At 70.5% G+C, this 26,359-nt stretch carries 26 protein-coding genes and 1 pseudogene; 15 read left to right on the top strand and 12 right to left on the bottom strand.

Features of this window, described 5'->3' with window-relative positions; genetic code table 11:
• The first annotated feature begins 105 nt into the window (after positions 1-105).
• Both E1288_RS16725 and E1288_RS16730 read left to right on the top strand, forming a co-directional pair.
• A complete protein-coding gene (locus tag E1288_RS16725) occupies positions 106-1,083 on the top strand; it encodes a D-2-hydroxyacid dehydrogenase (RefSeq protein ID WP_132486083.1) in 978 nt (325 codons plus the stop codon).
• The gene (locus E1288_RS16730) at positions 1,083-2,501 is read left to right on the top strand and encodes an amidase (RefSeq protein ID WP_132486085.1); all 1,419 of its coding nucleotides are present in this window, start codon (positions 1,083-1,085) and stop codon (positions 2,499-2,501) included. The genes E1288_RS16725 and E1288_RS16730 overlap by 1 nt, the downstream gene beginning before the upstream one ends.
• A gap of 8 nt (positions 2,502-2,509) precedes the next feature.
• Here E1288_RS16730 and E1288_RS16735 read toward each other — a convergent pair whose 3' ends face one another.
• Positions 2,510-3,514: a YeiH family protein gene (locus tag E1288_RS16735; RefSeq protein ID WP_235883601.1), complete on the bottom strand. Its 1,005-nt coding sequence runs from the start codon at positions 3,512-3,514 to the stop codon at positions 2,510-2,512.
• Positions 3,515-3,650: 136 nt separating this feature from the next.
• On the opposite strand from E1288_RS16735, the gene E1288_RS16740 reads away from it, so the two are divergent.
• Positions 3,651-4,565 carry a LysR family transcriptional regulator gene (locus E1288_RS16740; protein WP_132486089.1) on the top strand — a complete coding sequence of 305 codons (915 nt, stop codon included), beginning with the start codon at positions 3,651-3,653 and terminating at the stop codon, positions 4,563-4,565.
• Between the two features lie 79 nt (positions 4,566-4,644).
• Here E1288_RS16740 and E1288_RS16745 read toward each other — a convergent pair whose 3' ends face one another.
• Both E1288_RS16745 and E1288_RS16750 read right to left on the bottom strand, forming a co-directional pair.
• On the bottom strand, positions 4,645-6,084 hold the full coding sequence (locus E1288_RS16745; RefSeq protein ID WP_132486091.1) for an aldehyde dehydrogenase family protein: 1,440 nt from the start codon (positions 6,082-6,084) through the stop codon (positions 4,645-4,647).
• A 103-nt stretch (positions 6,085-6,187) separates the two neighbouring features.
• Entirely contained in the window at positions 6,188-7,462 is a 1,275-nt protein-coding gene (locus E1288_RS16750; protein ID WP_235883602.1) for an MFS transporter, read from the bottom strand.
• A gap of 69 nt (positions 7,463-7,531) precedes the next feature.
• Here E1288_RS16750 and E1288_RS16755 point away from each other — a divergent pair, with 69 nt between their 5' ends.
• From E1288_RS16755 to E1288_RS16775, 6 genes and pseudogenes are all read left to right on the top strand, one after another.
• Positions 7,532-8,242 (top strand): GntR family transcriptional regulator, encoded by a 711-nt coding sequence (locus tag E1288_RS16755; protein WP_235883603.1) that lies wholly within the window; start codon positions 7,532-7,534, stop codon positions 8,240-8,242.
• 218 nt (positions 8,243-8,460) lie between these two features.
• A pseudogene (locus E1288_RS48790) lies at positions 8,461-8,835 on the top strand (DUF4158 domain-containing protein); the annotation flags it as partial.
• 58 nt (positions 8,836-8,893) lie between these two features.
• On the top strand, positions 8,894-9,217 hold the full coding sequence (locus tag E1288_RS48795; RefSeq protein ID WP_235883615.1) for a hypothetical protein: 324 nt from the start codon (positions 8,894-8,896) through the stop codon (positions 9,215-9,217).
• Between the two features lie 366 nt (positions 9,218-9,583).
• Positions 9,584-10,564, top strand: coding sequence for a thiamine pyrophosphate-dependent dehydrogenase E1 component subunit alpha (locus E1288_RS16765; RefSeq protein WP_207954390.1), 981 nt, complete (start codon positions 9,584-9,586; stop codon positions 10,562-10,564).
• Complete coding sequence (locus E1288_RS16770; RefSeq protein WP_132486093.1) at positions 10,561-11,574, top strand: alpha-ketoacid dehydrogenase subunit beta; 1,014 nt, start codon at positions 10,561-10,563, stop codon at positions 11,572-11,574. The genes E1288_RS16765 and E1288_RS16770 overlap by 4 nt, the downstream gene beginning before the upstream one ends.
• The gene (locus E1288_RS16775; RefSeq protein WP_132486095.1) at positions 11,571-12,749 is read left to right on the top strand and encodes a 2-oxo acid dehydrogenase subunit E2; all 1,179 of its coding nucleotides are present in this window, start codon (positions 11,571-11,573) and stop codon (positions 12,747-12,749) included. The genes E1288_RS16770 and E1288_RS16775 overlap by 4 nt, the downstream gene beginning before the upstream one ends.
• 185 nt (positions 12,750-12,934) lie before the next feature.
• Here the strand turns inward: E1288_RS16775 and E1288_RS16780 are convergent, their stop codons facing one another.
• From E1288_RS16780 to E1288_RS16800, 3 genes are all read right to left on the bottom strand, one after another.
• Complete coding sequence (locus tag E1288_RS16780) at positions 12,935-14,164, bottom strand: integrase core domain-containing protein (RefSeq protein ID WP_235883604.1); 1,230 nt, start codon at positions 14,162-14,164, stop codon at positions 12,935-12,937.
• A gap of 519 nt (positions 14,165-14,683) precedes the next feature.
• Positions 14,684-14,950: a transposase domain-containing protein gene (locus E1288_RS50355; RefSeq protein ID WP_132486099.1), complete on the bottom strand. Its 267-nt coding sequence runs from the start codon at positions 14,948-14,950 to the stop codon at positions 14,684-14,686.
• 505 nt (positions 14,951-15,455) lie between these two features.
• Positions 15,456-16,646: a GRAS family protein gene (locus tag E1288_RS16800; protein ID WP_132486101.1), complete on the bottom strand. Its 1,191-nt coding sequence runs from the start codon at positions 16,644-16,646 to the stop codon at positions 15,456-15,458.
• A gap of 341 nt (positions 16,647-16,987) precedes the next feature.
• Here E1288_RS16800 and E1288_RS16805 point away from each other — a divergent pair, with 341 nt between their 5' ends.
• A complete protein-coding gene (locus tag E1288_RS16805) occupies positions 16,988-17,395 on the top strand; it encodes an FCD domain-containing protein (protein WP_235883605.1) in 408 nt (135 codons plus the stop codon).
• 127 nt (positions 17,396-17,522) lie between these two features.
• On the opposite strand, the gene E1288_RS16810 is transcribed toward E1288_RS16805, so the two are convergent.
• Complete coding sequence (locus E1288_RS16810; RefSeq protein WP_132486103.1) at positions 17,523-17,975, bottom strand: VOC family protein; 453 nt, start codon at positions 17,973-17,975, stop codon at positions 17,523-17,525.
• 55 nt (positions 17,976-18,030) lie between these two features.
• Positions 18,031-19,020 (bottom strand): helix-turn-helix transcriptional regulator, encoded by a 990-nt coding sequence (locus E1288_RS16815; protein ID WP_132486105.1) that lies wholly within the window; start codon positions 19,018-19,020, stop codon positions 18,031-18,033.
• A 61-nt stretch (positions 19,021-19,081) separates the two neighbouring features.
• Here E1288_RS16815 and E1288_RS16820 point away from each other — a divergent pair, with 61 nt between their 5' ends.
• Entirely contained in the window at positions 19,082-19,672 is a 591-nt protein-coding gene (locus tag E1288_RS16820) for a DinB family protein (RefSeq protein ID WP_132486107.1), read from the top strand.
• 143 nt (positions 19,673-19,815) lie between these two features.
• Positions 19,816-20,913, top strand: a complete 1,098-nt coding sequence (locus tag E1288_RS16825; RefSeq protein ID WP_132486109.1) for a winged helix DNA-binding domain-containing protein — start codon at positions 19,816-19,818, stop codon at positions 20,911-20,913.
• 12 nt (positions 20,914-20,925) lie between these two features.
• Here E1288_RS16825 and E1288_RS16830 read toward each other — a convergent pair whose 3' ends face one another.
• Positions 20,926-21,522: a TetR/AcrR family transcriptional regulator gene (locus E1288_RS16830; RefSeq protein ID WP_132486233.1), complete on the bottom strand. Its 597-nt coding sequence runs from the start codon at positions 21,520-21,522 to the stop codon at positions 20,926-20,928.
• 129 nt (positions 21,523-21,651) lie between these two features.
• On the opposite strand from E1288_RS16830, the gene E1288_RS16835 reads away from it, so the two are divergent.
• The 3 genes from E1288_RS16835 to E1288_RS16845 are packed head-to-tail and all read left to right on the top strand — an operon-like array spanning position 21,652 to position 23,687.
• Positions 21,652-22,449, top strand: coding sequence for a class I SAM-dependent methyltransferase (locus E1288_RS16835; protein ID WP_207954396.1), 798 nt, complete (start codon positions 21,652-21,654; stop codon positions 22,447-22,449).
• A 10-nt stretch (positions 22,450-22,459) separates the two neighbouring features.
• Complete coding sequence (locus E1288_RS16840; protein WP_207954391.1) at positions 22,460-23,287, top strand: helix-turn-helix domain-containing protein; 828 nt, start codon at positions 22,460-22,462, stop codon at positions 23,285-23,287.
• Positions 23,288-23,291: 4 nt separating this feature from the next.
• Complete coding sequence (locus E1288_RS16845; protein WP_132486113.1) at positions 23,292-23,687, top strand: VOC family protein; 396 nt, start codon at positions 23,292-23,294, stop codon at positions 23,685-23,687.
• 66 nt (positions 23,688-23,753) lie between these two features.
• On the opposite strand, the gene E1288_RS16850 is transcribed toward E1288_RS16845, so the two are convergent.
• From E1288_RS16850 to E1288_RS16860, 3 genes are all read right to left on the bottom strand, one after another.
• Positions 23,754-24,902, bottom strand: coding sequence for an SPFH domain-containing protein (locus tag E1288_RS16850; protein ID WP_132486115.1), 1,149 nt, complete (start codon positions 24,900-24,902; stop codon positions 23,754-23,756).
• A 16-nt stretch (positions 24,903-24,918) separates the two neighbouring features.
• Positions 24,919-25,350 carry an NfeD family protein gene (locus E1288_RS16855; RefSeq protein ID WP_132486117.1) on the bottom strand — a complete coding sequence of 144 codons (432 nt, stop codon included), beginning with the start codon at positions 25,348-25,350 and terminating at the stop codon, positions 24,919-24,921.
• 87 nt (positions 25,351-25,437) lie between these two features.
• Positions 25,438-26,244, bottom strand: a complete 807-nt coding sequence (locus tag E1288_RS16860) for a DUF3097 domain-containing protein (protein ID WP_132486119.1) — start codon at positions 26,242-26,244, stop codon at positions 25,438-25,440.
• Positions 26,245-26,359 lie beyond the last annotated feature (115 nt).

Genomic DNA, 26,359 nt, shown 5'->3' on the forward strand with positions numbered 1-26,359 from the left:
GACGCGGTTTTCCCGTTCAGCGCGGGCGAAACGAACTCTTAACCCGGCGCGCCCGACGATCACCGCTGCCCGGCCCCCACACCCCACCGCACCTAAGGTCAGGTCATGATCCACCGCACTCCCACGGTCGTCGTCCTCCACGGCGGGACCCCACCGGCGGAAATGGCCCGCATCCAAGCCCACGCCGAGCTGCGCTACGCCGACGCCGACCAACTGGCCGACGCGCTGCCCGGCGCCGACGTGCTGTTCGTCTGGGCCTTCCGCTCCGAGGCCGTCACCGACGCCTGGCCCCGCGCCGACGCCCTCCGCTGGGTGCACGCCGCCAGCGCCGGAGTCGACCGCCTGCTGTTCCCCGCGCTGCAGGACTCCGACGTGCTGCTGACCAACTCCCGCGGCGTCTTCGACCGCCCGATGGCCGAATACGTGCTCGCCACCGTGCTCGCCTTCGCCAAGGACCTGCACACCACGCTGCGGCTGCAGGACCGCAAGCAGTGGCAGCACCGCGTGACCGAACGCGTCGCGGGCAAATCCGCCCTCGTCGTGGGCACCGGACCGATCGGCCGCGCCATCGCCCGCCAGCTCACCGCCGCCGGGCTCACCGTGTCCGGCGCCGGACGCGTCGGGCGCAGCGACGACCCCGACTTCGGAGACGTGCACGCCTCCAGCGACCTCTCCCACGTCATCGGCGCCTTCGACTACGTCGTGCTCGCCGCCCCGCTGACCGAGCAGACCAAGGGACTCGTCGACGCCGAGGTCCTCGCCCACTGCCGGCCCACCGCACGGCTGATCAACGTCGGCCGCGGCGAACTCGTCGTCGAAACCGACCTCATCGCCGCCCTGCGAGCCGGGCAACTGGGCGGCGCCGCCCTGGACGTCTTCGACACCGAACCACTGCCGGAGACCTCGCCGCTGTGGGAGATGCCCAACGTGCTCGTCTCCCCGCACATGTCCGGCGACACCATCGGCTGGGTCGACGAACTCGTCGACCTGTTCCTCGAGAACCTGCGCAGCTACACCGACGGCACGCAGCTGCGCAACGTGGTCGACAAGCAACGGGGTTACATCAGCGGAACGGAGCACTGATGGCGAACACGCACCCGGCCGAACGCACGGTCGCCGACCTCACCGCCACCGAACTGCTCGCCGCCTACGCCGCGGGCGAGCTGTCCCCGGTGGAGGCGACCGAGGCCGCGCTGCGCCGCATCGCCGACGCCGACCCGGCCGTCAACGCCTACTGCCTGGTCGACGCCGACCGCGCGATCGACCAGGCCAGAGCATCCGAAAAGCGGTGGCACCGCGGCGAACCCGCCGGGCGCCTCGACGGCGTGCCGACCTCGATCAAGGACATCTTCCTCACCGAGCACTGGCCGACGCTGCGCGGCTCCCGAACCGTCGACCCGCACCAGCAGTGGACCACCGACGCACCCTCCGTCGCCCGCCTCCGCAAGCACAACGCCGTGTTCGTCGGCAAGACCACCACGCCGGAACTGGCGTGGAAGGGCGTCACCGACAGCCCGCTGCAAGGCATCACCCGCAACCCGTGGGACCCCACCCGCACCGCCGGCGGCTCCAGCGGCGGCGCCGCCGCGGCCGTCGCGCTGGGCATGGCGCCCCTGGCCATCGGCACCGACGGCGGCGGATCCGTGCGCATCCCCGCCGCGTTCTGCGGCATCGTCGCCCTCAAAGCCACCTACGGCCGGATCCCGCACTACCCCGCCAGCCCCTACGGCACCCTCGCCCACGCCGGACCGATGACCGGCACCGTCACCGAGACCGCGCTGATGCTCGACGTGCTGTCCGAACCGGACAGCCGCGACTGGTCCGCGCTGGAACCACCGAGCACGTCCTTCCTGGACGGACTCGACTCCGGAGTGCGCGGCCTGCGCATCGCGATCAGCCTCGACCTCGGCTTCGGCACCCCCGTCGACCCCGAGGTGGCCCGCGCGATCACCGCCGCCGCCCGCACCTTCGAAGAACTCGGCGCCGTCGTCGAGCAGGTCGACCCCGGCATCACCGACCCCGTCGAGGACTTCCACGTGCTGTGGTTCGCCGGTGCCGCCAAGTCCGTCGAACACCTCACCCCCGAACAGCGCGAACTGCTCGACCCCGGGCTGCACGAGATCTGTCGGCAAGGCCTCACCTACTCCGCGCAGGACTACCTCGAAGCCACCAACACCCGGATGCTGCTGGGCCAGCGCATGGGCGCCTTCCACCAGACCTACGACCTGCTGCTGACCCCGACCGTGCCGATCCCGGCGTTCGAAGCGGGCCTGGAAGTCCCGCCCGGCTCCCCCCACCCGCGCTGGACCAGCTGGACCCCGTTCACCTACCCGTTCAACATGACCCAGCAACCGGCCATCAACGTCCCCTGCGGGAACACCACCGACGGGCTGCCGATCGGCCTGCAGATCATCGGCCCCCGCCACGCCGACGCCAAGGTCCTCCGCGCCGCCCGCGCCTACGAGCAGACCCAGCCCCGGCTCCGCCCGCACACCCCCTGAATCCGTCATCACGCCAGCGACAGCATGGTGGCGAAGCCCAGCGCCGTCACCAGCAGAGTGGAACAAGCCGCCAGCGCAAAGGCCTTCGGCCCGTTGCGCAGCAACGCCTTGACCCGCACTCCGAAACCCAGCGCGAACAACGCACCCGCCAGCAGCAGCGTGGTCAACTGCTTCCCACCATCGAGCACCACGACCGGCAGCACATCCACGCTGCGCACCGCCACCGCGACCAGGAACCCGAGCACGAACAACGGCATCACCGGCGGACGCTCACCACCGGCCGCACCACGCCGCCGGCGCTCCACCAGGCTGACCGCGGTCACCATCGGCGCCAGCAACACCACCCTGCTCAGCTTGACGACCACCGCGACCGCCACCGCCGCACCGCCCGCCGGCGACGCGGCCGCCACCACCTGCGCCACCTCGTGCACGCTCCCACCGGCGATCCGGCCGATCTCATCGGCCGACAACCCCATCCCGGCGGCCATCGCAGGCAACGCCAGCATCGCGATCGTCCCGAACACCGTCACCATCGCCACGCTCGTGGCCACGTCCTCGTCCTCGCGCTCGACGACGCTCTCCATCGCCGCCACCGCCGACGCACCGCAGATCGAGAACCCCGTCGCCACCAGCACCGACAACCCGCGCGGCACCCGCATCAACCGGCCGATGAGCAACGTCCCCAGAAACGTCAGCCCCACGATCAGCAACACCGCCACGACGGTGCCCGCCCCCAGCCCCAGCACCTGCGAAACCGACAGCTGCAAACCCAGCAGCACCACCCCGACGCGCAACAGCTTCTTCGTCGCCCACGCGATGCCCGGCCGCGTCGCCTCCGGAAAGCCCGGCACGTTCCCGGCCACGATGCCCAGCACCACCGCAGCGGTCAACTCACTCACCGCCGGGACCAGCCCGGACACCACCAAGGACACCGCGACCGCCGCGCCGGTCACCACCAGCCCCGGCCACAACGCACCGACACCCGACTGCTGCGAGCTGAACGTCTTCGTCACCAGTACAGGCTCGCCACCAGGACACCCGCGCAGTAGCCGTGATCTGCACAGGACGTCATAGCCGAAGTGCATGCCCCACCAGCACGGAAACCGGTGGCCGACCGGCACCGCCTGGCCACCGACCTATCCTTGGGGCATGGCTCCGCCCGACCCCGAATCGCTCCGGCTGCTGGTCCTCATCGGTGAACTAGGCAGCATCGGGGCCGCCGCGGCCGAACTGCGCATCAGCCAGCCCTCCGCCAGCAAGCGGCTCAGCAGGCTGGAACGCCAGCTCGCCCTCCCGCTGGTGGAACGCACCCGCCAGGGCTGCACGCTCACCCCCGCCGGAGCCATGGTCTGCGACTGGGCCAGGAAAGTCCTCGCCCACATCGACGGCCTGATGAACGGCGTGCGCGCCCTGCGCGCCCAGCACGAAGCCAAGCTCCGCGTCGCCGCCAGCATGACCATCGCCGAATACCTCGCGCCCCGATGGATCAGCCGGCTCCGCGCCGCCCTCCCCGACGTGCCCCTCGAACTCGACGTGGCCAACTCCCTGGCCGTCGCCGAAGCCGTCCGCCACGGCCACGCCGACCTCGGCTTCATCGAAACCCCGGTGCCACCCGAAGGCGTCTCGGTCCGGTTCGTCACCCGCGACCGCATGGTCGTCGTCGCCCCGCCCGAACACCCCTGGGCCAGGCTGCGCCGCCCGCTGACCGCCACCGAACTCGCCGCCACCCCGCTGATCGTGCGCGAACACGGCTCCGGAACCCGCGAAACCCTCCATCGCGCACTCGTCGAAGTCGGCGCCGAGCCCGTCACCCCGCTGCTCGAACTCCGCTCCACCACCGCCGTGCGCAACTCCGTCGTCGCCGGCGCCGGCCCCGCGGTCCTCAGCGTCCTCGCCGTCGCCACCGACCTGGCCGAACAACGCCTCGTCGACGTGCCCGCCACGGGCCTCGACCTACACCGACCGCTGCACGCGGTCTGGCGCGCCGGACTCCAGCTCGCCGGACCGGCCGCCGCCCTGCTGGCCATCGCCATGCGCACCCCGGAAACCGGCTCCGCCGCCTGACGGCCCGCTACAGAGCCCGTTCTGGCTGTGATGGCCTGGATGTTGCAGGTCAGGGTTCTAAGCGAGTCCTCCGCAGGCTCTACTCGTCGTCCCAGGCCGACATCACGTGCTTGATCCGGCTGTACTCCTCCAGCCCGTAGCGGCCGAAGTCCCGCGCCGACGCCGAATGCTTGAACCCGCTGTGCGGCATCTCCGCCGCGAACGGGTGGTGCGTGTTGATCCACACCGTCCCGGCCTGCATCCGCCGCGACACCCGCATCGCCCGCGCGTGATCACGCGTCCAGATGCTCGACACCAACCCGTAGCGCACCCCGTTGGCCAGCTCCACGGCCTCCTGCTCGCTGTCGAAGCGCTGCACCGTCAGCACCGGCCCCAGCACCTCGTTCTGCACCAGCTCGTCGTCCTGCTCCACCCCGACGACCACCGTCGCCTCGTGGAAGAACCCGCGCTCCCCCTTGCGCCGCCCACCCGCGACGATCCGCGCGTGCTCCGGCAACCGCTCCAGATGCGCCTGCACCAATTCCAACTGCCCCAGGCTGTTCAACGGCCCGAATGCCGCATCCGGGTCCTGCGGCGGCCCCGGCCGCATCGCCTCGGCCCACTCCACCAACGCCGCCACCAGCTCGTCGAACACCTCCGGACCCGCCAGCACCCGGCTCGCGGCCGTGCAGCTCTGCCCCGCATTCCCGAAGGCCGCCGCAGCGATCCGCCGCGCCGCCCGCGGCACGTCCGCATCGTCGAACACCACCGCCGGCGCCTTCCCGCCCAACTGCAGGTGCGCCCGCTTGAGATCGGCCGCCACCGAACCCGCGACCTCCATCCCGGACCGCACCGTGCCGGTGATCGAAAACATCCCGGGCACCTCGTGCGCCACCATCGCCCGGCCGCTATCGCGATCCCCGCAGATCAGGTTCAACGCCCCGGCCGGCAGGAAACCGCCCGCGATCTCCACCAGCAACGCCGTGCTCACCGGCGTCGTCTCGGCCGGCTTGAGCACCACGGTGTTCCCCGCCGCCAACGCCGGCGCGAACTTCGCCGCCGCCAGCAACAGCGGATGCGTCCACGACGTGACCTGCGCGCACACGCCGATCGGCTCCCGGCGCGAGAACGACGTGTGCCCCGGCTGGTACTCGCCGCCCGCACCGTCCTCCTGCACCCGCGCGGCACCCGCGTAGAAGCGGATCAGGTCCACCGCCAACGGCAGCTCGTCATCGCGCACCACCGACCAGGGCTTGCCGGTGTTGCGGCACTCCGCGACCACCAGCTCGTCGGCCCGATCCTCGATCGCGTCGGCGACGTCCAGCAACGCCTGCTGCCGCTGCCGAGGCGTCGTCTGCGACCAGGATTCGAACGCCGACGCGGCGACCGTCATCACCGCGTCCACATCCATCCACCTCGTCAGCGGAGCGGTGCCGTACTCCTCGCCGGTGCTCGGATCCACCAGCGGCAACGTCTCTCCGGCCAGGGTGTCGGCGGGCTCGCCGCCGACGAAGTTGTGCAATTCCAGCGCCGCGGTCAACAAGGGCCTCCATCGCTGAGCCCGACCGTCGGTGGCCGGTCGGTGCCACGTCCGCCCACCGACCCTAGCTCCCCCGCCGGGCGCGTGTAGGCGGCTCGCCGAGTCACGCCTTCACCGGCCGCCTCAACCACTGCGCCACGGCGCCCACCGCCATCAGCACCAGCACCGGGGCGAACGCCCAGCGGTACGCCTGCGCCGCGGGCAGCTGCGACACCGCCTGCAGCACCGCGCCCACCAACAGCTGGACCAGCACGGCCGCGGAGAACCCGCCCATGTTGACCACGCCCGACGCGGTCCCGGACCGGTGCGCCGCGTTGGCCATCCGCGCCCCGTCGAAGGCCAGCATGGCCCCGCCACCGCCAACACCGACGAGCACCAGCGCCACCACCAGCACCGGCATCGGCAACGTCCCCGGCCAGCCGACCAGCACCGCCCACACCAGCACCACGACGGAGGACAGGCCCAGGGTGAACCGGTCGCGCCGCTGCGGGCGGCCGGAGATGTACTGGCCCGCGAACCACGAACCCGCGATGAACCCGAACACGCTGAGCATCAGCAGCGAACCGACCTCGGCCTGGCCGTGCCCCTGCGACTTCGTCAGCCACGGTCCGCCCCACAGCGTGGTCACCGCCAGGAACTGCGACATCAGCACGAAGTGCACCCAGAAGGAGTGCTTGGTGCCGCGCTGCGCGACCACGTGGCGCAACGTGTGCCAGACCCGCTCCGGCGACTCGGGCGCTTCGTGCTCCGGCCGTGCGTTCGCGGGTTGGTCCCGGATCGCCAGTCCCGCGACCACCGCGAGCACGACCGTCAGCCCGGCCGCGCCGAGGAACGTCGGCACCCAGCCCACGCTGTGCAGTGCCAGGCCCAGCGGAAGCGTCGAGACCACCTGTCCCAGGCCGCCCGCCAGCCCGGTCAGGGCCGCGACCTTGCCGTACCGGTGCGGCGGGAACCAGTGCGCCGCCAGCCGCAGCACGTTGGTGAACATGAAGGCGTCGCCGAAGCCGATGAGCATCCGGCCGGCGATGCCGCCGATGATCGACCCGGTGAGCGCGAACACCGCCGACCCGACGGCCATCGCGACCATGCCGCCGGTGATCACCTTCCGCGGCCCGAGCCGGTCGGCCAGCAGCCCCGACGGCACCTGCAGGACCAGGTAGACACCGAGCTGCAGCGCGGAGAACAGCGCCAGGACCGCGGGCCCGGTCTCGAAGCGCTGCAAGGCTTCCGGTGCCGCCACGCCGAGGCTGGCGCGGTGGAAGAGCGCCGCGCAGTAGCAGAGCGCGCCGACTCCCCACACCAGCCACGCCACCCTCGACGAGCTGGGGCGATCACCCTGCTCCCTGACGGGTGGCGCGGTCATGACAGTCTCGGACACCGGAAACTCCTCCCCTGGAAAATCTTGTATTAACCATAGATACAAGTTCGGTGGAAGTACGATGACCTCGTGTCGAGCGCAACACCACGCGAAGCCGTGTCCTCCGCCACTGCCGCCGCAGCCGAGCTCCCCGCCGCGGACCGCGCCTACCAGCACGTCAAGGCCGGCCTGCTGGACGGCAGCTACCCCGACGGTGAGCTGCTGTCCGAGGGCGAAGTGGCGAACGCGCTGCAGATGTCGCGCACCCCGGTGCGCGAAGCGTTCCTGCGACTGCAGACCGAAGGATTCCTGCGGCTGTACCCGAAGCGCGGCGCGCTGGTCGTGCCGGTGACCCCCACCGAGGCACGAGCCATCGTCGAGGCGCGGCTTGCGCTGGAGAGCTTCGCCATCGACAAGCTCGCCATGCAGGGCCGCGAGGCGATGACCGCGGTCGGCGAGCAGCTGGCCGCGCACCCGGCCTGCGATGCCGCCGACCTCAGCGACGCCGAGATGCACGAGACCGACCGCGCGTTCCACGCGACCCTGGTCGCCTCGGCAGGCAACCCCGTGGTCGCCGACCTCTACAACGCCCTGCGCGACAAGCAGATGCGGATCACCGCCATGGCCCGCACCCACGCCGTGCGCCCCCGCATCACCCAGCAGCACGCGCACCTCGCGGACGCGCTCCGCGACGGCGACCCCGAGCTGGCCAAATCCCGGCTGCGCGAGCACCTCCTGGGCACCGTCCGCGCGTTCGGCGTGGCAGGCGGCCCCTACCTCGACCCGGATTCGGACGTCTGACGCCGTTTTTGAGCAGTGAGCCGGTGCGGTCGGCTACCGGAGGGTTAATTTCGATCAACACTGAAATGATTATGTTTATAAAAATTTTATGACGGGCAAACTCAATGCCATGCAACCGGGGGTCCCCGTAGTACTCAGGAAATTTCGGGCGGATATGCCTGAGTAAGCTTCTGAGCTGGGGGTCTTCGGGGTGCTGGCTGGAGGCGTGGGTGGCGCAGGTGTTCGCGGACGAGGAGTTGGAGCGCCTGCGGGGCTTCCCGGAGATCGGCCGGGACGAGCTGTTCCGGTTCTTCACCCTCACCCCTGCGGACGTCGCCTTCGTGGACCCCGGTCGGGGCCGAGGTCCGGCGGACCGACTGGGCCTTGCGGTGGCGCTGTGCACGCTGCCGTGGCTGGGATTCGTGCCGGACAAGGTGTCTACCGCACCGCCGGTAGCGGTGGCCCGGCTGGCCGACCAGTTGGGTATCGACCCCGTCGAGCTGCGGTCCTACGGCCGGCGGGCGAAGACCCGCACCGAGCACCTGCGGCTGGTCGCGCAGTACCTGGGTTGGCACCCGCTGTCGACGCAGGAGCTCAAGGAGCTCGACGAGTTCCTGCTTACGCAAGCGATGGAGCACGACTCGCCCACGCTGCTGTACGGCCGAGCGGAAGATGCGCGACGCGCTGACCGAGCGCGGGAAGTCCGGAGAGGACCGCCAGGCCCTGCTCGACGAACTCCTGGACATCATCTTCGACCTGGGGCTCGACGACGAGCGGATCGGCGGCTTGATCCGGGGCGAGCGGATCGGGTGGCCCCGCCTACGGTCGGCACGGGAGCAGGCCGCGCCTCGGCTGCCGCGCGACCACGGGCACCTGGCTGCCCTGGATGGCTCCTACGGGTACCTGCGGCAGTTCACTCCGCAGGCCGAGGTGTCAGCGTGGCTGCTGCACTCCCGGTTCCCGCAGCAGCAGCGTCATTTCTTGCGGCTTCGGTGATCGCCACGCTCCCGCCGACGGCAGGAGGGCCTGTGACTCCGCCAGCGTGGGTGAGGGGAGCAGGCCGCTGCCAAAGCTCTTGAAGCGATGGCTTTGTGACGGTGAGGAAGGTGGGGCGAGCATCGCGAGGGTGCTGTGCCGGTGCCGGGCGTCGTAGCGGCGCATCTGGCAGTGGTCGAGTTGGCCTCGAAAACCGACGGATGAGTGTCTCGGCGCAGTCACGATGTTCCTCATTTGCCCAGCTGTGCATTCTCCGGTGTCCTAACGGGCACTCCCCGTGACCTCGCTCCCGACTTGTACGAAAGTCAGTGACCAAGTGGGATCACCTGGTGCCCAGGTGGTCGAAGTTCCCCCGAGGAGACGAATGTGGCCAGCGCAGCACCCCATCTAATCGGCGGCAGCACCACTGCGACGGAGACCACGGCACCCCAGCCCCGGACAGGCGCGGAGCCCCTGTCGCGGCTACCGGCCGAGGACCTCGACACCCTGCTGATGATCCGTCACTTCGAACTGGCCCTGCTGGAACTGTTCTCACAGGGTCTGCTGCACGGCACCACGCACACCTGCCTCGGGCAGGAATACATTCCCGTCGCACTCTACGCACTGCTGGACGAGGGCGACTACGTCTTCAGCAACCACCGCGGGCACGGCCACTACCTGGCCCGCTTCCGGGACCCGCACGGCCTGCTGGCGGAGATCATGGGGCGCGAGGGCGCCGTGTGCCACGGGGTGGGCGGCAGCCAGCACATCTACCGCGACCGCTACCTGTCCACCGGCGTACAGGGCGAGAGCCTGCCGGTGGCCGCGGGTGTCGCCCTGCACCTGCGACGGGCCGAGCCCGGACGGATCGCGGTGGTGCACATCGGCGACGGCACGTGGGGCGAAGGCGCGGTGTACGAGGCGCTCAACATGGCCCAGTTGTGGCGGCTGCCCCTGCTGGTCGTGGTCGAGAACAACAAGATCGCCCAGTCCACTCCGACCGAGCGGCAGATGGCCGGCACCATCCAGGCGCGCGCGGCGGCCTTCGGCATCCGGCACTACCACGTCACCTCTCATGATGTCGCCCGGGTGCGCCGGGAGTTGTCCGGCGTGATCGACGACGTCCGCACCCAACACCAGCCCTTGGTGGTGGAGTTCACCACGAACCGCGTGGGCCCACACAGCAAGGGAGACGACTCCCGCCCCGCCGAGGTGATACGGCACGCGGCCGCGCACGACTGGTACCACCGGTACGAGGAGCAGCACCCGGAGCATTTCGCCGTGGCGGACCGGAGCCAGCGACTGGCGATCGCCGAGGTCGTGCGCGAGGTCCAGGCCCGCCCCGCGTCCCGCTGGGAGCACTCATGACCAGGCCGGAGCGGGTGATCGGCAACCTCAACCGGGCCCTGCACACGCTCCTCGACAACGATCCCCGCGCCTACGTCATCGGCGAGGACATCGCCGACCCGTACGGCGGCGCCTTCAAGGCCGCCCGGGGCCTGTCGGACCGCCACCCGGAACGGGTGATCTCCTCGCCGATCAGCGAGGGCGGCATCGTGGGCGTCGCCGCCGGGCTCGCCCTGACCGGCAACCACCCGGTCGTGGAAATGATGTTCTCCGACTTCGCCGCCCTCGCCTTCGACCAACTCCTGAACTTCGCCAGCAAGTCCGTGTCGATGTACGGCCGCACCGTTCCGATGAGCATGGTGGTCCGCTGCCCCACCGGCGGCAACCGGGGCTACGGGCCGACCCACAGTCAGAGCCTGCAGAAGCACTTCATCGGCATCCCCGCGCTCAGCCTGCACGAGATGTCGCCGTTCCACGACAACGCGGACGTCCTCACCGCCATGCTCTCCCGCGAGCAGCCGTGCGTGCTGTTCGAGGACAAGACGCTCTACACCCGCACGATGCACCAGGGCGGGGTCGTCGACGACCTCTTCCGGTACGAGCTGCTCGACGACCCGAGCCGGACCGCGCGCGTGTTCCCCGTGGACTGCGGCGACCCGGACTGGATCATCCTGGCCCCCGGGGGCCTGACCGAGCGAGCCGTCGCCGCCATGCGCACCCTGCTGCTGGAGGAGGAAGTCACCTGCGAACTCCTGGTGCCCTCCCGGCTCTACCCGTTCACCGTCGAACCGCTGCTCGCGACGGTGTCCCGCGCCCGCCGCATCTGTGTCGCAGAGGACAGCGCGGCAGACGGCACCTGGGGCGAAATGCTCGCCCAGCAGCTGCATGAGCACCTGTGGCGACGGCTGGCCCGCCCCGTACTGCTGCTCAGTGCCCAACCGAGCGTCATCCCCACCGCCGCCCACCTGGAGCACACCGTCCTGCTCCAGGCGACCGCACTCCGCCGCGCCCTCACGGAGGCTTCCCAGTGATCAGCGTCAAGCTGCCCACCCTCAACACCAACGACGCCAGCTACGTCTTGGTCGAATGGCTCGCCGAGCACGGCTCACGCATCAAGAAAGGGCAGCCGCTGGTGGTGATCGAGACCTCCAAGGCCCAGGAAGAGATCGACAGCACCGCCGACGGCATCCTGCACACCCTCCTCGCAGGCGGCGCTGACTGCCGCCCCGGTCAGACCGTCGCCCACCTCTTCGCCTCGGCGGACGAACGCCATGCCTACCTCTCCGCACCAACCGTCGACCCCACCGCACGGCCGGAGCCGGCAACCGATGCCGGCCTGACGCTCACCAAGGCGGCGCGCGCCCTCGCGGACCAGCACGGCCTGACCGACAACGAACTGCGCGGACTGGGCCGCACCGTGATCCGCGCAGCCGACATCGAAGCGCTGCTGCCACGCCCCGCGCAAGCCGGTGCCCCCACCGACCGGCAACTGTCGGCGCAACAGCGGACGGTGGGCGCCGTGGTCACCGAGTCGATGCGCACCATCCCGGCCGCCGCCGCCTACGCCAAGGTCGACGTCGGCCAGGCTCAGGACCTCGCCCGGCAACTGCGCCAGCGCACCGGCAGCATCGTCTCCCTGCTCAGCCTCCTCATCAAGTCGGTGGCAGACCAACTCCCGGCGCACCCAAGCCTGTTCACCCGGCTCCTCGACGACGGCACCATCCAGCCCGCCCCCTGCGCACACGTCGCGGTGGCCGTGGACGCCGGAAAGGGCCTGTACACCCCGGTCGTACACAACACCGCCGCGCTGAGCGTCGCCCAGATCGCCGACTTGATAACAGGATTCCGCGACAAAGCCGTCCGCGGCACTTTCCGAGCCGACGAGCTCACCGGCGCCAACATCTTGATCGCTCCGCACACCGCCGACGGTGTGGTCTTCGCCACCCCCATCGTCTTCCCCGGCCAGACCTGCGCGCTCTCCCTGGGCGGCATCGACGAACAGCTCGTCCTGGACCAGCGAGGCAGGCCGGAAGCCCGCCGGTTCACGTACCTCGGTCTGGTCTACGACCATCGCGTGGTCAACGGCCGCGACGCGATGGCCTTCCTTGGCGACCTCAAACAAGCACTGGAGACACCAGCCGCCCTCGCGGCCGGTACCGAAGGCGACGAGGACGCGCCAAAGAAGGCGTGCGAGCCCCCGACCTGACAGGGGGCCTCCACGCGCGGCGCGGCAGCCGGAGCACGGCGTCCGAAGCCCACTCCTCGGCATACGACTGCGGGTGCCGGGGAAGTGATCGCTGCCTATGCACCCACCTGGTCCCTGTGATGTGTGACGTCTCAATTGATCTTTGACCTTTTGTTGTCGACACATGCTTACCCTCATGCGCGGCGTCATGGGGCAGGGGCTTTGAAGTGCCGGATGGGCTGTTGGGTGTTGCGGGGGTGGACGGACAGCTCGGTGGAACCGTCGAGGACCCGGAAGTGGGTGTCCTCGACGAGGATGGTGACGGTCTTGCCGGCGTGAGTGCGTCCGATGCGGAGCCGCTGGCGGGCGACCATGACCACGCCGTCTTTGGGCACGCGACGCTGGACGTGCTGCGAACCGGATGGTGGGCGCGGTGGCAGCGGCTCGGTCGTGATCCGCGCTCCACGCAGGCGTGCGCGCTGGTCGTGGTCAACGGGCGCGGGCAGGGTCTTGACCAACTGGCCGTCGCGGATGACGTGCGCGAGGTGGCCGTCCAGGCGAAGGGTGACTTGTGCACCGGCGAGTTGTGGATCGAGGTAGAGGTACTTGCCTCCGAGCTGCGTGGAGCCGTCGCGGGTGACGATGCGGTCGACCTCGATCACGGTGGCTGGCGGAAGAAGGCTGGCGCGGGGCGGCGCTGGCGCAGCGGGCGCCGGTCCGGCTGGGCGTGCTCCACGCATCATCAGCTGCTGGAGGTGCGTGTCGGACAGGCGGGAAGAGACGGTCTTGAGGTGGTTGCCGTCGAGGAGGACGTGAACGCTGCGATGGTCGGCCCAGACGGTGATGAGCCGGCCGACGAAGTGCTTGCCCAACCACAGTTGCTGATGTCCGACCAGACTGACATTCCCCGACGTCGGAACGATCACGTCGATCTCCACCGCGTTGTGTAACGCGGTGTTCGACGCCGCGGGAGCTGCCGGTGGTGTGATGGGACTCGGGCCCTGTAGTTCGACATCCGCGGTGTCGACTGGTGCTGGTCGTTCCTGATCGACCGCTGTGTTCGTCTGCCGAAGGCGAGGCCGGAAAAGACTGGCGGGGGTTGCCATGTCCAGCGATTGGTGCGGCCGGTCGTGATTGTAGGACTGGATCCAGGCGTCCAGAGCATCCTGGGCTGCGTGGATGTCGGCGAACTCGCCGGCCTCGTCCAGGAGCTCGCGGCGCAGGGTTTGGTGCCAGCGCTCGATTTTTCCCGTAGTGGTGGGCGACCGGCGTTTGGTCAGCCGGTGGGTGACTCCATACTCGCGGCACGTCCGCTCGAACAGCACCTCGGCGGGGACAGGACGGGTGAACCGGCCGGTGAACTGCTTGCCGTTGTCCGTGAGCACTTCGAACGGCACACCGTAGTGACGTATTGCCGCGGTGAACGCCTCGACCACCGCGCCGCCGGTTGGGCGTTCCAGCACGGTGGCGGCGACAACGAACCGGAGTGGTCGTCGATGGCGGTGAGGATTTTGCACTCCCGGCCGTCGGCGAGGAACACCCCGCCCACGAGGTCGAGCTGCCATAAGTGCATCGGCGCTTCCCGTTGCGATGTCTCGAGGCGTCACACGACACCCGGCGGCGGGGCGAGCGTGCGCCCGTAGTCGCGTGGAGCAGGTGGCGCCGGTCCCCTATGAGGAGCGGTCCAGCGGTCGGGCCGGCAGGTTTGTATCCAGTGCTCCATGAAGGAGTTCATCGACGGCATTCGGATGCCGCTGGTGACGACAGTGATCCCGTCGAAGGACTGAGTGTGCGGCTGGTCCGGTCAGTCAGCCTTCGGCGGCGCTCCGCAATGCCGAGAAGTTAGGGCTCGGGCTGCTCCCTCAAGCGAGTGGGCGAAAGTCTGTAGTGCCCCTGTTTGGGTCGTTCCAGGAAGCCGAGAGTGGCCCCCGCGGACGCGTCCCAGCCAGGCGCGGTTATCGGTGGTGTCCGGCATGTGCAGTGAGTGGCAGCCGTCGAAGGCCACCGTGCGTAGCCCGCGATAGCCCACGCCCGGCGTGCCGACCGAGGAGCGGAACCGCCAGGACCTCGAACAATGCGCGAAACGGCGTCGGCCCCGGCCGGGCCCGCAGATGCCGCAGCGCCGCCGCAGTAGGGCGCGTAGTCCGAGTGCCCCATGAGTGGACCAGCTTCTCCCACACCAGTGCCATCCCCAGGTGCGGGAACAGACTCAAGGCGGGCACAAACTACACGCCGCAGAGGGATGGCAGCAGGCGCAGTCGTTGCTGGAGCCGACCGGTCTCCGTCAGGACCGGTCGGCGTCCCTCCTGAACGACGGTCTGGCTATCGGGCGGCCCGGGAACCTCCGGCGCCCTGGGGATCTCGACGCACGGTCATCGTCCCCAGGTCCTCGGCGGTTGCCGGCGTCAGCGTCCCCCTGGCCCATTACGTGACGTTCCGGGTGGGGAATTGGCTGACCGTCGACACATGTACAGCCGTGCGCGCTTCCAGCCGCTCCTGCATACCCGGATCTCACCCAGCCATAAAGAGTGCCGGCAACGGCACGGCCCGGCCGGAACCCGGAGCCGACATCCCGCTGTTCGTCGCCTCCTGCGTGTTCACCAAGCAAGGCCGCGCGTTCGGTTGTCCGAAGGCCGCGAGCGCCACTTGAGGTATGGATAAGCAACCGCGGAGAGCACAGACAGGTGCTCGGCAGGTGCGGTCAACCGCGCAGGCCCCCGGGATGCCTCATCCGGCAGGACGCGCGCCGATGACTGAGCAGACCGTGGCGTCGCGATAACCGAGCCGGACCTGCTCGGGCAGGACGCGAACCGTGAAGTCCGCGGGGAGCGAGGGTACCCGAAGCCCCGGGGCGTCACCGTAAGGCTCGAAGCCGCAGCGGCGCAGCCGGTTGATCCAGGTAGCGGCCGCCTCGTGCCGCTCGAAACGCTGGTCGTCGGTGCGCGAGCCGACGATGTTCATGACCTCGCGGGCGAAGAACGTCTTCATGTGGTCCTTCTCCTGCCGGGTGGCAGGCGCGGCCTCGATGGCGCGAAGGATGGTGCCGAAGAACCGCCATGAGTTGAAGAACCGCTGCGGGAAGGACACCTCATGGTGGTCGGTGTCGAACTCGTTCAGCACCACCCCGCACGGGACCAGCATGCGCAACCGCTGGAAGAACTCGTCCCGGGCGTCGTGACCGGGACTCGGGTCCTGCATGTGGTGGAGCGCCAAAGAGGCGTTGACCACCAACGGGACGTCAATACGGGACAGGCTCATCCAGTCGTCATCGTCAAGTTCCTCAGCCACCTTCGCCACGGGGAGGAAGTCCAGATCGACACCGTGCTCGGCCGCGGCCTGCCGCAGGGTGCGCTCGGCTGTGGCCAGGCTTTCCCGGTCGGGGTCGACACCGATGACCGTGCAGTGACGCAATCCCGGGTTTCCGGCCGCGAGACTGTGCAGCAGCGCGCTCTCCTGGCGGCCGTGCCCAATGCCGACCGACATCAGGGCGAAGTCGTCCGCGGCGCCCACCTGCCCGGCGAGCAGCTCGTTGACGACCCGGCTCGTGTCCATGAACGGCAGGTGGGTGGTGAGCAGGTAGTACAGATCGATCTGCGGCTGGTCGTAGGCCTGTGTGTACAGGTTGGTCTCCGAGGGGCTGCCGTGCTCCTCGACACGGTTGACCAGTGCGGCACGGTAGAGCTCGTACGCCGCGTCCTGCGGCCGCACCTCGGGCCCGATCAGCTTCCGCAAGGTCTCCAGCGCGGGACGGGCCTGCGCGGGGCGGCCGGCGTGGATGTGGGCGACGGCGTCGCACAGCAGGGCAAACTTCTCCATGCCTGTCCGCGACAGGGGCTCCGCGCCTGTCCGGGGCGCGGGTGCCGTGGTCTCCGTCGCAGTGGTGCTGCCGCCGATGAGATGGTGTGCTGCGCTGGCCACAGTCGTCTCCTTAGGGAACTTCGACCACCTGGGCACCAGGTGATCCCACTTGGTCACTGACTTTCGTACAAGTCGGGAGCGAGGTCACGGGGAGTGCCCGTTAGGACACCGGAGAATGCACAGCTGGGCAAATGAGGAACATCGTGACTGCGCCGAGACACTCATCCGTCGGTTTTCGAGGCCAACTCGACCACTGCCAGATGCGCCGCTACGACGCCCGGCACCGGCACAGCACCCTCGCGATGCTCGCCCCACCTTCCTCACCGTCACAAAGCCATCGCTTCAAGAGCTTTGGCAGCGGCCTGCCCCCTCTGCCGTGGCTGGGATTCGTGCCGGACAAGGTGTCTACCGCACCGCCGGTAGCGGTGGCCCGGCTGGCCGACCAGTTGGGTATCGACCCCGTCGAGCAACTGGCCGCGCACCCGGCCTGCGATGCCGCCGACCTCAGCGACGCCGAGATGCACGAGACCGACCGCGCGTTCCACGCGACCCTGGTCGCCTCGGCAGGCAACCCCGTGGTCGCCGACCTCTACAACGCCCTGCGCGACAAGCAGATGCGGATCACCGCCATGGCCCGCACCCACGCCGTGCGCCCCCGCATCACCCAGCAGCACGCGCACCTCGCGGACGCGCTCCGCGACGGCGACCCCGAGCTGGCCAAATCCCGGCTGCGCGAGCACCTCCTGGGCACCGTCCGCGCGTTCGGCGTGGCAGGCGGCCCCTACCTCGACCCGGATTCGGACGTCTGACGCCGTTTTTGAGCAGTGAGCCGGTGCGGTCGGCGGCCGATCAGAGGATTAATTTCGATCAAACTGAAATGATTGCGGTTATAGAATTACTGCGCCGGGCCGAGCCGAAGCCCGGCCCGGCGCAGGTCTACGCCACGCAGAACTCGTTGCCTTCGGGGTCCTGCATGAGCCACCAGTGCCCGGCGGGCCCCTGGTCGAACTCGCGGACGCGGGTCGCTCCCAGCCCTTCCAGCCGGGCCACCAGCTCCTCGCGGCCGCCGGGCTCGCTGTGGACGTCGACGTGCAGGCGGTTCTTGCCGGCCTTGCCCTCGGGCACGTCCTGGAAGAGCAGTCGCCTGCCGCGGCCGACGCCGCTGGTCTCGTCGAACGGGTCCTCGGGGTGGCGGACTGCGGCGTAGCCGCGGAAGTTCTTGCGGCCGCGATGCTCGACGACCGCCTCCTCGCCGATGTGGCCGGCGGCCAGCAGCTGCTCGATGAGCGCGCTGGGGTCTTCCACCTCGTAGCCCAGGGCCTCGGCCCAGAAGTCCGCGAGGACGGGTGCGTTCGCGCTGTCGATGACCAGCTTCCAGTTCAGTGCCATGTAACCAGTTATATCGGTTACAAGGCTTCCACAGCAACCGGTGCGCCGCGCTCCCCTAGCGGCTCCGGCCGCTCGCCGCGGCGGCGTAGCGGCGGGCGAGGTGCGCGAAGGCGTCCTTGAGCTCGGTCGGCCCGACGACCTCGATGTCCGCGTCGAACCTGCCGATGGTGGCGGCCAGGCCGGGCCACGACCAGGAGCCGAGGACGAGACGGCAGCGGTTCGGGCCGAGCTCCTCGACCACGCCGTCCCGGACGTAGGGGGACACCGCGCCGGCGGGCACGTCGAGGATCACCTCGCTGCGGCAGGGCCAGTCACCGGAGCCGTCGAAGCCCCGGAACCTGCCGGCGACGAAGGCGGCCACGTCACCTCCCGGCAGTTCGCGCGGGACGAAGCGGGGTCCTGTGGGGATGCGCGGGGTCATCCGGTCCGCGCGGAAGGTGCGCCAGTCCGCGCGGTCGAGATCCCAGGCGACGAGGTACCAGCGCCCGCCCCAGGTGACGAGGTGGTGCGGCTGCACCCGGCGCGGCGCGCCGCCTTTGTCCATCCGCGACGGGGACACGGGCGCGTAGTCGAAGCGCAACACCTCGCGGGCGTGGACGGCGGCGCTGAGCGCCATGAGCACGCCGCTGTCGACCTGCGGTGGCGGCGCGGTCGCGTGCCGCTCGACGGCGGTGATCTGGAAGGTGTCGATCCGTCGGCGCAGCCGTGCGGGCATGACCTGCCGGACGGTGTTCAGCGCGCGCGCCGCTGCTTCCTCGATGCCGACGCCGGCGGTGGCGGCGATCTGGAGCGCGACGGTGAGGGCGATGGCCTGCTCGTCGTCGAACAGCAGCGGCGGGAGTTCCGCGCCCGCGTCCAGCCGGTACCCGCCGTCCGGGCCTTTGGTCGCCACCACGGGATAGCCGAGTTCGCGCAAGCGGTCGACATCGCGGCGCACGGTCCGCTCGCTGACCTCCAGCCGCTCGGCCAGCAGCGCCCCCGGCCAGTCGCGGCGCGCCTGGAGGAGGGAGAGCAGCGACAGCAGTCGCGCTGATGTCTTCGGCATGAACCAATACTGCCCCGAGAAGCGGACATAACCTGACCGCTACTCCTGCGACCGTGGTCTCATGCAGAACAACGAGAACGACCGCACGGGCGCGACCGCCACCCTCGACGGCGAGCGGGCCGACCTGGTCACCGCGCTCGCGACCGCGCGATCCGCCCTGACCAACACGACGCGCGGGCTCAGCAACGAGCAGGCCGGCGAGCGCCCGACGGCCAGCGCGCTGTGCCTGGGCGGGCTGATCAAGCACGTGGCTGCCATGGAGGAACAGTGGATGCGTTTCGTGCTCGACGGGCCGTCGGCGATGCGCTTCGACCTGCCCGACGGTGTCACCTGGGCGGACATGGCGGCCGGTACCGCACGCGAGATCCCGCAGTGGGCGGTCGACCACCAGAACGACTTCCAGATGCTGCCCGGTGAAACGCTGGCCGGGGTCGTCGAGCGCTACGAGCAGGTCGCCGCCCGCAGCGAGGAGATCATCGCCGCCGTCCCCGACCTGTCGGCGACGCACCCGCTGCCGGAAGCGCCCTGGAACGAGCCGGGAGCTGTGCGCAGCGTGCGCCGGGTGCTGGTGCACGTCATCGCCGAGACCACCCAGCACGCCGGGCACGCGGACATCCTGCGCGAGACGCTCGACGGCCAGACCTCGAGCTGACCCGGCATCTCGACCAGATCGGGCTTGCACGGAATCGAAAGGAACTGCGTCGCTGTGAAGATGTGCGAGCGTGGGCGGGTTCTCCCCCACCGCCTGGGCACCATGATCGACCGAGTCCGGATCACCGGCGAGGTGCCGGCCCGATGACCGTTCTCGACGCCCGGGCGCTCAACCGCGCGACGCTCGCCCGGCAACTGCTGCTCGATCGCGCCGACATGCCTGCTCTCGACGCCGTCGCCCATCTCGGCGGCTTGCAAGCGCAGGAACCGCAGGAACCGTTCGTCGGACTCTGGTCCCGGCTGCGCGCGTTCGCCCCGGCGGCGCTCTCGGACCTGCTGACGGAGCGTGGCGCGGTGCGGATCCACCTCATGCGCCGCACCGTCCACCTCGTCACCGCCGACGACGCGCTGTCCTGGCGGGCCCGCTACGACGCCATGCTGCGCCAGCGGGTGCTCGGGACCTACCGCCGCGAGCTCGACGGAGTCGATCTCGACGAGCTCGCGGCGGCGGGCCGGGCGGTGATGGCCGACGGTGAGCCGCGCTCGATGCCCGAACTCGCGCGGGCTCTTGCCGACCGCTGGCCGGCGGCGGGGCTGCGGGCGCTGGGCGAAATGCTGCTCGCCGCCCTCATCCCGGTGGTGCAGCTGCCGCCGCGCGGGCTCTGGCGGGCGAAGGCAGGCGTGCGCAATGCACTGTTCTCCCACTGGCTGGGGCGCGAGATCGACCCACTGCCCCCGGACGGCTCCGACCCGGTGGGACAGGCGCTGGTGCGGCGCTACCTGGCCGCGTTCGGCCCGGCCTCGTCGGCCGACCTGCGCGCCTGGTGCGGCCTTGCCGGACTGCCCGCGGCGGTGGCCGCGATGCGCGATGAGCTGGTGGTCCTCCGCGACGAGCGAGGCCGGAAACTGCTGGATCTGCCCGACGCGCCACGCCCCGACCCCGACACCCCCGTCCCGGTGCGGTTCCTGCCGGCGTTCGACAACGCGGTCCTCGGCTACGACGACCGCAGCCGGATCATCGACGACGCCCATCGCGGCCTGTCGGTCACGGGCGCTCGCTTCGTCCTGGTGGACGGCCGGGTCGCCGCGACCTGGACCGTCGAGGCCGACACCATGATCGTCACCCCGCTGCGCCGCTTCTCCCCGGCCGACCGCATCGCCGTCGCCGAGCAGGGCCGGGAGCTCGCTTCGTTCCTCTCCGACGACGACAGCGACCGCGTGCAGATCACCTCGCCCGGGTGAACCGGCACCGTTTTACAGCAGGCGTCGCTGCACGACATCGGCGATCACCGCGGTGACGACCTTGTCGACCGCTCCGGCATCCGGCGATGCCCCACCGGCGAACAGCAGGTGCCCGGCCCCGATCAGCGAGAGCGCGAGCGAGTCGACGTCCGCGTCGGCGGCGATGCGGCCCAGCTCGCGCTCGTCGGCGAGGTAGGAGGCGATCATGGCGCCGGCTTCCGCCAGGAGCGGGACGCCGTGGGCTGGCCCGGTCCGGCGCAGCCGGGAGCGGAGCTCGTCGCGGAAGACGACGAGGCCGACGATCGCCACCGCGACCGAGTCGAACAGGTCCGTCAGCGCACCGGTGAGGTTGCCCGCGACGGTGCCGGTCCCGGCTGCGGCGCGGAGGCCGGTGGTCTGGGACTCGATCCGGGCGGTGCGATCTCGCACGAGCTCGGCGAGGAAGGCGTCGAAGTCGGCGAAGTGCCGGTGCAGGACGCCCTTGGCGCATCCCGCCTCGTCGGTGACCGCCCTGCTGGTCAGCGCGCTCGGCCCGTCCCGCAGCAGGACGCGCTCGGCGGCGTCGAACAGCTGCTGTCGCGCGTCACGAATGTGCACCCCGGTCGGCACCGCGCAATCCCTCCGCACCTCGATGGCCCGTTGCCCTAGTGGGCACATGCCCACTAGGGTGGGCACATGCCCACTATACCGTCCGGGGAGCCGTCCCCGGCCCGTCCCGATCCGCATCGAGCCCGGAAGATGGCGGAGTCGTTCGGCGTGGACCCCGAGCGCTACGACCAGGCCCGGCCCCGCTACCCCGACGCCCTGGTGGAGCGGATCGTCGCCGCCACCCCCGGCCATGACGTCCTCGACGTCGGCTGCGGCACCGGCATCGAGGCCCGCCAGTTCCAGGCGGCCGGCTGCGCCGTGCTCGGCGTCGACCCCGACGCGCGGATGGCCGAGTTCGCCCGGCGAACCGGCGTCGAGGTCGAGGTGGCGACGTTCGAGGCGTGGGACCCCGCCGGCCGGACCTTCGACGCGGTCGTCGCCGGTCAGGCCTGGCACTGGGTGGACCCGGTCGCGGGCGCCGCCAAGGCCGCGCGGGTGCTTCGGCCCGGCGGCAGGCTGGCGGTGTTCGCGCACGTCTTCGAGCCCCCTGCCCCGGTGGCGGAGGCCTTCGCCGCGGCCTTCCGGCGGGTGGCGCCGGACTCGCCCTTGGACGTCCGCGCCCCACCCGCTCTGGACGTCCACCAGGCGATGTTCGCCCGGGCCGCCGACGGGATCCGGCAGGCAGGCGCGTTCGACGAGCCGGCGCAGTGGCGATTCGACTGGGAGCAGCACTACACCCGCGAGGAATGGCTGAACCTGCTGCGCACCACCGGCGGCCTCACCGGGCTCCCGCCGGACGAGCTGGCAGAGGTGCTGGACGCCGTCGGGATCGCCATTCACGAGATCGGGGGCGGCTTCACGCTCCCCTACACGACGATGGCGGCCACCGCGGCGCGATCCGGCGCCGCCGTCGAGTCGGGCAACGCGGGCGTCAGTCCCGGCGTCTAGTCTGCGGGGCGTGGCTGAGACGCAGTACGTCAAGGCGACGCCGCCGCCCCACCTGCGACCGCTGATCACCGACATGGCGGGATACCGCATCCGCTCGGCGCCCGGCGTGCACCGCGGCCTGCCGTCGCGGAGCCTGACCGTGGTCCTCACCCTGGACGAAACGGTCGACATCGCCCCCGATTCGGGGCCAGCGCAGTCCTACACCGCCCTCGTCGGCGGGCTGCACCGCAGACCGACCCGGATCACGCACGGCGAGCTGCAGCACGGCATCCAGCTGGGCCTGACGCCGCTGGGCGCCCGCGCGCTGCTGGGCATGCCCGCCGGGGAACTCGTCGACACCGGCATCGACCTCGCCGCCCTGCTGGGCGCGGCTGCCACCGACGAGCTCGTCGAGCGGCTGCGCTCCGCGACCACCTGGAGCGATCGCTTCGCCCTCCTCAACGACGCGCTCGCCCGGCTCGCCGCCCCAGCCACCCTCCCCTCCCCCGAGCTCGACTGGATCTGGCGGCGGATGACCGAGACGCACGGGCACGCTCCCGTCGCCTCCCTGGCCGACGACGTCGGCTGGAGCCGCCAGCACCTCGGCTCGCGGTTCCGCCGCGAGTTCGGCCTGCCGCCCAAGCTGATCAGCCGGGTGATGCGGCTCGAACAAGCGCGCGGCAGGTTGATCAGCGGCGCCCGCGGCAGCCTCGCCGACGTCGCCGCCGACTGCGGCTACTCCGACCAGGCCCACTTCAACCGCGACTGGCTGGAGTTCACCGGCGTGCCGCCGTCGCGGTGGATGGCCGAGGAGCTTCCATTCGTCCAAGGCGCGACGCACCTCGCCGACGCATCCTGAGGCCATGACGACGAATGCGACGCGAACCGGCATCTGGCCGCTGATCCCCTACACCGACAAGAAGGCCGCCATCCGCTTCCTGGTCGAGGCGTTCGGCTTCGAGGAAACCCTGATCGTGCCCGGCGACGACGGCGAGATCGTGCACGTGGAACTCGGCTGGCCGCACGGCGGCGGGATCATGTTCGGCACCTGCGACCAGGCGAGCCCGTTCGCCAAGCCGCGGGGCTCGGGCACCGCCTACGTGGTCACCGACGATCCCGACGCGCTGTTCGAACGCGCCGTCGCGGCCGGGGCGGAGGTCGTCCTCGAACCGTCCGATCAGGACTACGGCTCGCGTGACTTCGTGGTCCGCGACCCGGAAGGCAACACCTGGAGCTTCGGGACCTACGCGGGCAGCTGACGGCCAGGACGACGAGAAGGGCCCGGCGGAAACCACGTTCCGCCGGGCCCTTCTCCTGGTTTCAGCTCAGCCCTGCTCCGGCTGCTCCGGCAGCGCACGGGTGCTCAGGTCCGTCGCGCTGGGCACCTCCTTGCGGGCCACCGCCTCGGCCGCCCGGACGGCCTCCGCGACCTCCGGCGTGGTCGAGGTGTCGAACCAGGACTTGACCGAGTCCTCCTCCTCTTCCGGCGCGCCGGTAGGCGGCTCCTCCTTCGGCGGCTCGTAGCGGAACACGCCGTCCTCGCCGGGCGCGCCGAGCATCCGCGCGAAGCCCTCCAGGGACTTGCCGAACTCGCTGGGCACCAGCCACACCTTGTTCGCGTCGCCCTGCGCCATCTGCGGCAGCGTCTGCAGGTACTGGTAGGCCAGCAGCTCCGGCGTCGGCTTGCCGCGCTTGACGGCCGCGAAGACCTTCTCGATCGCCTTCGCCTGACCCTGCGCCTGCAGGTACCGGCTGGCCCGCTCACCCTGCGCCCGCAGGATGCTGGACTGGCGGTCGGCCTCGGCGGCCAGGATCGCCGCCTGCTTCTGGCCCTCGGCCGCGAGGATCGAGGCCTGCTTCTGGCCCTCGGCGGTCTTGATCGCCGACTCCCGCGCACCCTCGGCGTTGAGGATCATCGCGCGCTTCTCCCGGTCGGCGCGCATCTGCTTCTCCATCGAGTCCTGGATGGACGGCGGCGGGTCGATCGCCTTGAGCTCGACCCGCGCGACCCGGATGCCCCAGCGCCCGGTCTCCTGGTCCAGCACCCCGCGCAGCTGCGTGTTGATCGCGTCCCGCGAGGTCAGCGTCTCCTCCAGGCTCATCGCGCCGACCACGTTGCGCAGCGTCGTGGTCGTCAGCTGCTCCACCGCGATGATGTAGTTGGAGATCTCGTACACCGCGGAGCGCGAGTCGGTGACCTGGAAGTACACCACGGTGTCGATGGACACCGTCAGGTTGTCCTGGGTGATCACCGGCTGCGGCGGGAACGAGACGACCTGCTCGCGCAGGTCGATCCGGGCGCGCACCCGGTCGAAGAACGGCACCAGGAAGTTCAGGCCCGGCTCGGCCACCGACCGGAACTTCCCGAGCCGTTCGATCACCGCCGACTGGGCCTGCGGCACGACCATCACCGACTTGACGGCGATGATCAGCACCAGCAGCACCACGACCACTAGCACGATCAGTCCGGTCATGCGTACATCAATCTCCTCACGGCTCGGCCCACACGACGGCGGTCGCGCCCGCGATCTCCATCACGGTGACCGTCTGGCCCGCCTCGATAACCTGGGTTTCGTCGAACGCCCGCGCCGACCACAGCGCCCCCTCGATGCGCACCTGACCACCATGCGCGTCCACAGTGGATTCCACCAGCGCGTGCTTGCCGACCAGGGCGTCCACATTGGTCTTGAGCTCGTGCGGCAGTCGCAGCCGGCGCTTCAACGCGGGCCGCGCCAGGAAGATCAACCCCAGTCCCAGCACCGCGAACACCACCGCGTCCACCGGCAGCGGCGCGCCCAGTGCCGAAGCGCCGGCGGCACCCAACGCCGCGGCGCCGAGCATCACCAGGACGAATTCCCCGGAAAGCACCTCGGCACCGATCAGCAGTACCCCGGCGATGAGCCAAAGCAGTGCGGGCGTCATGTCACCCATGGTGACAGACACCGCGAGAGCGGGAATGAACGAATCGCCCGACGTGATCAACGCGTGATGTCGTCGGCCACGCTCGGCTCAGCTCGGCTCGGTGACGAAGTCGATGAGCCGCTCGACCGCGCCAAGCAGCGGCGTCTCGACGTCCCGGAAACCCGACACCGACGACAGGACGCGCCGCCACCCGTCGGCCGGTTCGCCCCAGCCCAGCTCGGCGCAGACGCCCTGCTTCCAGTCCGTCCCGCGCGGCACCCGAGGCCAGCCGGGGATGCCCAGCACCTGCGGCTTGACCGCCTCCCAGATATCGACGAACGGGTGGCCGGTGATCAGCACGTCCGGGTCGTCGATGCCTTCGACGAGGCGGGACTCCTTGCTGCCGGGCACCAGGTGGTCCACCAGCACGCCGACCCGCCGCCCCGGCTCGGGCGCGAACTCCGCCAGCAGCCCGGGCAGGTCGTCGACGCCGTGCAGCGGCTCCACGACCACGCCCTCCACCCGCAGGTCGTGCCCCCAGATCCGCTCGACGAGCTCGGCGTCGTGCAGCCCTTCCACCCAGATCCGGCTGCCGCGCGCGGTGCGCGCCCTCAGTCCTTCGACGCGCACCGACCCGGACGCCGACCGCTTCGGCTTCGCGGGCGCGCCGCCGCGCACCGGCACCAGCGTCGCCGGCTTCCCCTCGAACAGGAACGCGGCCGGCCGCATCGGGAACAACCGCTGCTTGCCGTGCCGGTCCTCCAGCACGACGGTGTCCTTCTCCACCCGCAGCACCGCGCCGCAGAACCCGCTGGCCGGGTCCTCGACGACCAGGCCGGGTTCGGCGGGGATCTCGGGCACCTTCCGCCGCCGCGGGCCCGCGAGGATGTCCTTGCCGTAGTTGACCGAACGCACGGGACGTCACGTTAATCCGATCGGGGACAACGTGGTCGGCGGCGCGCCGCCGAAGCGCAGATCACAGCCGCAGCCCCCGGGACGACACGACCCGGGTCCGGTCCGTACCCTCTCT

Origin of the sequence: Saccharopolyspora elongata (genome assembly GCF_004348985.1) — a bacterium.
Taxonomy (GTDB): domain Bacteria; phylum Actinomycetota; class Actinomycetes; order Mycobacteriales; family Pseudonocardiaceae; genus Saccharopolyspora; species Saccharopolyspora elongata.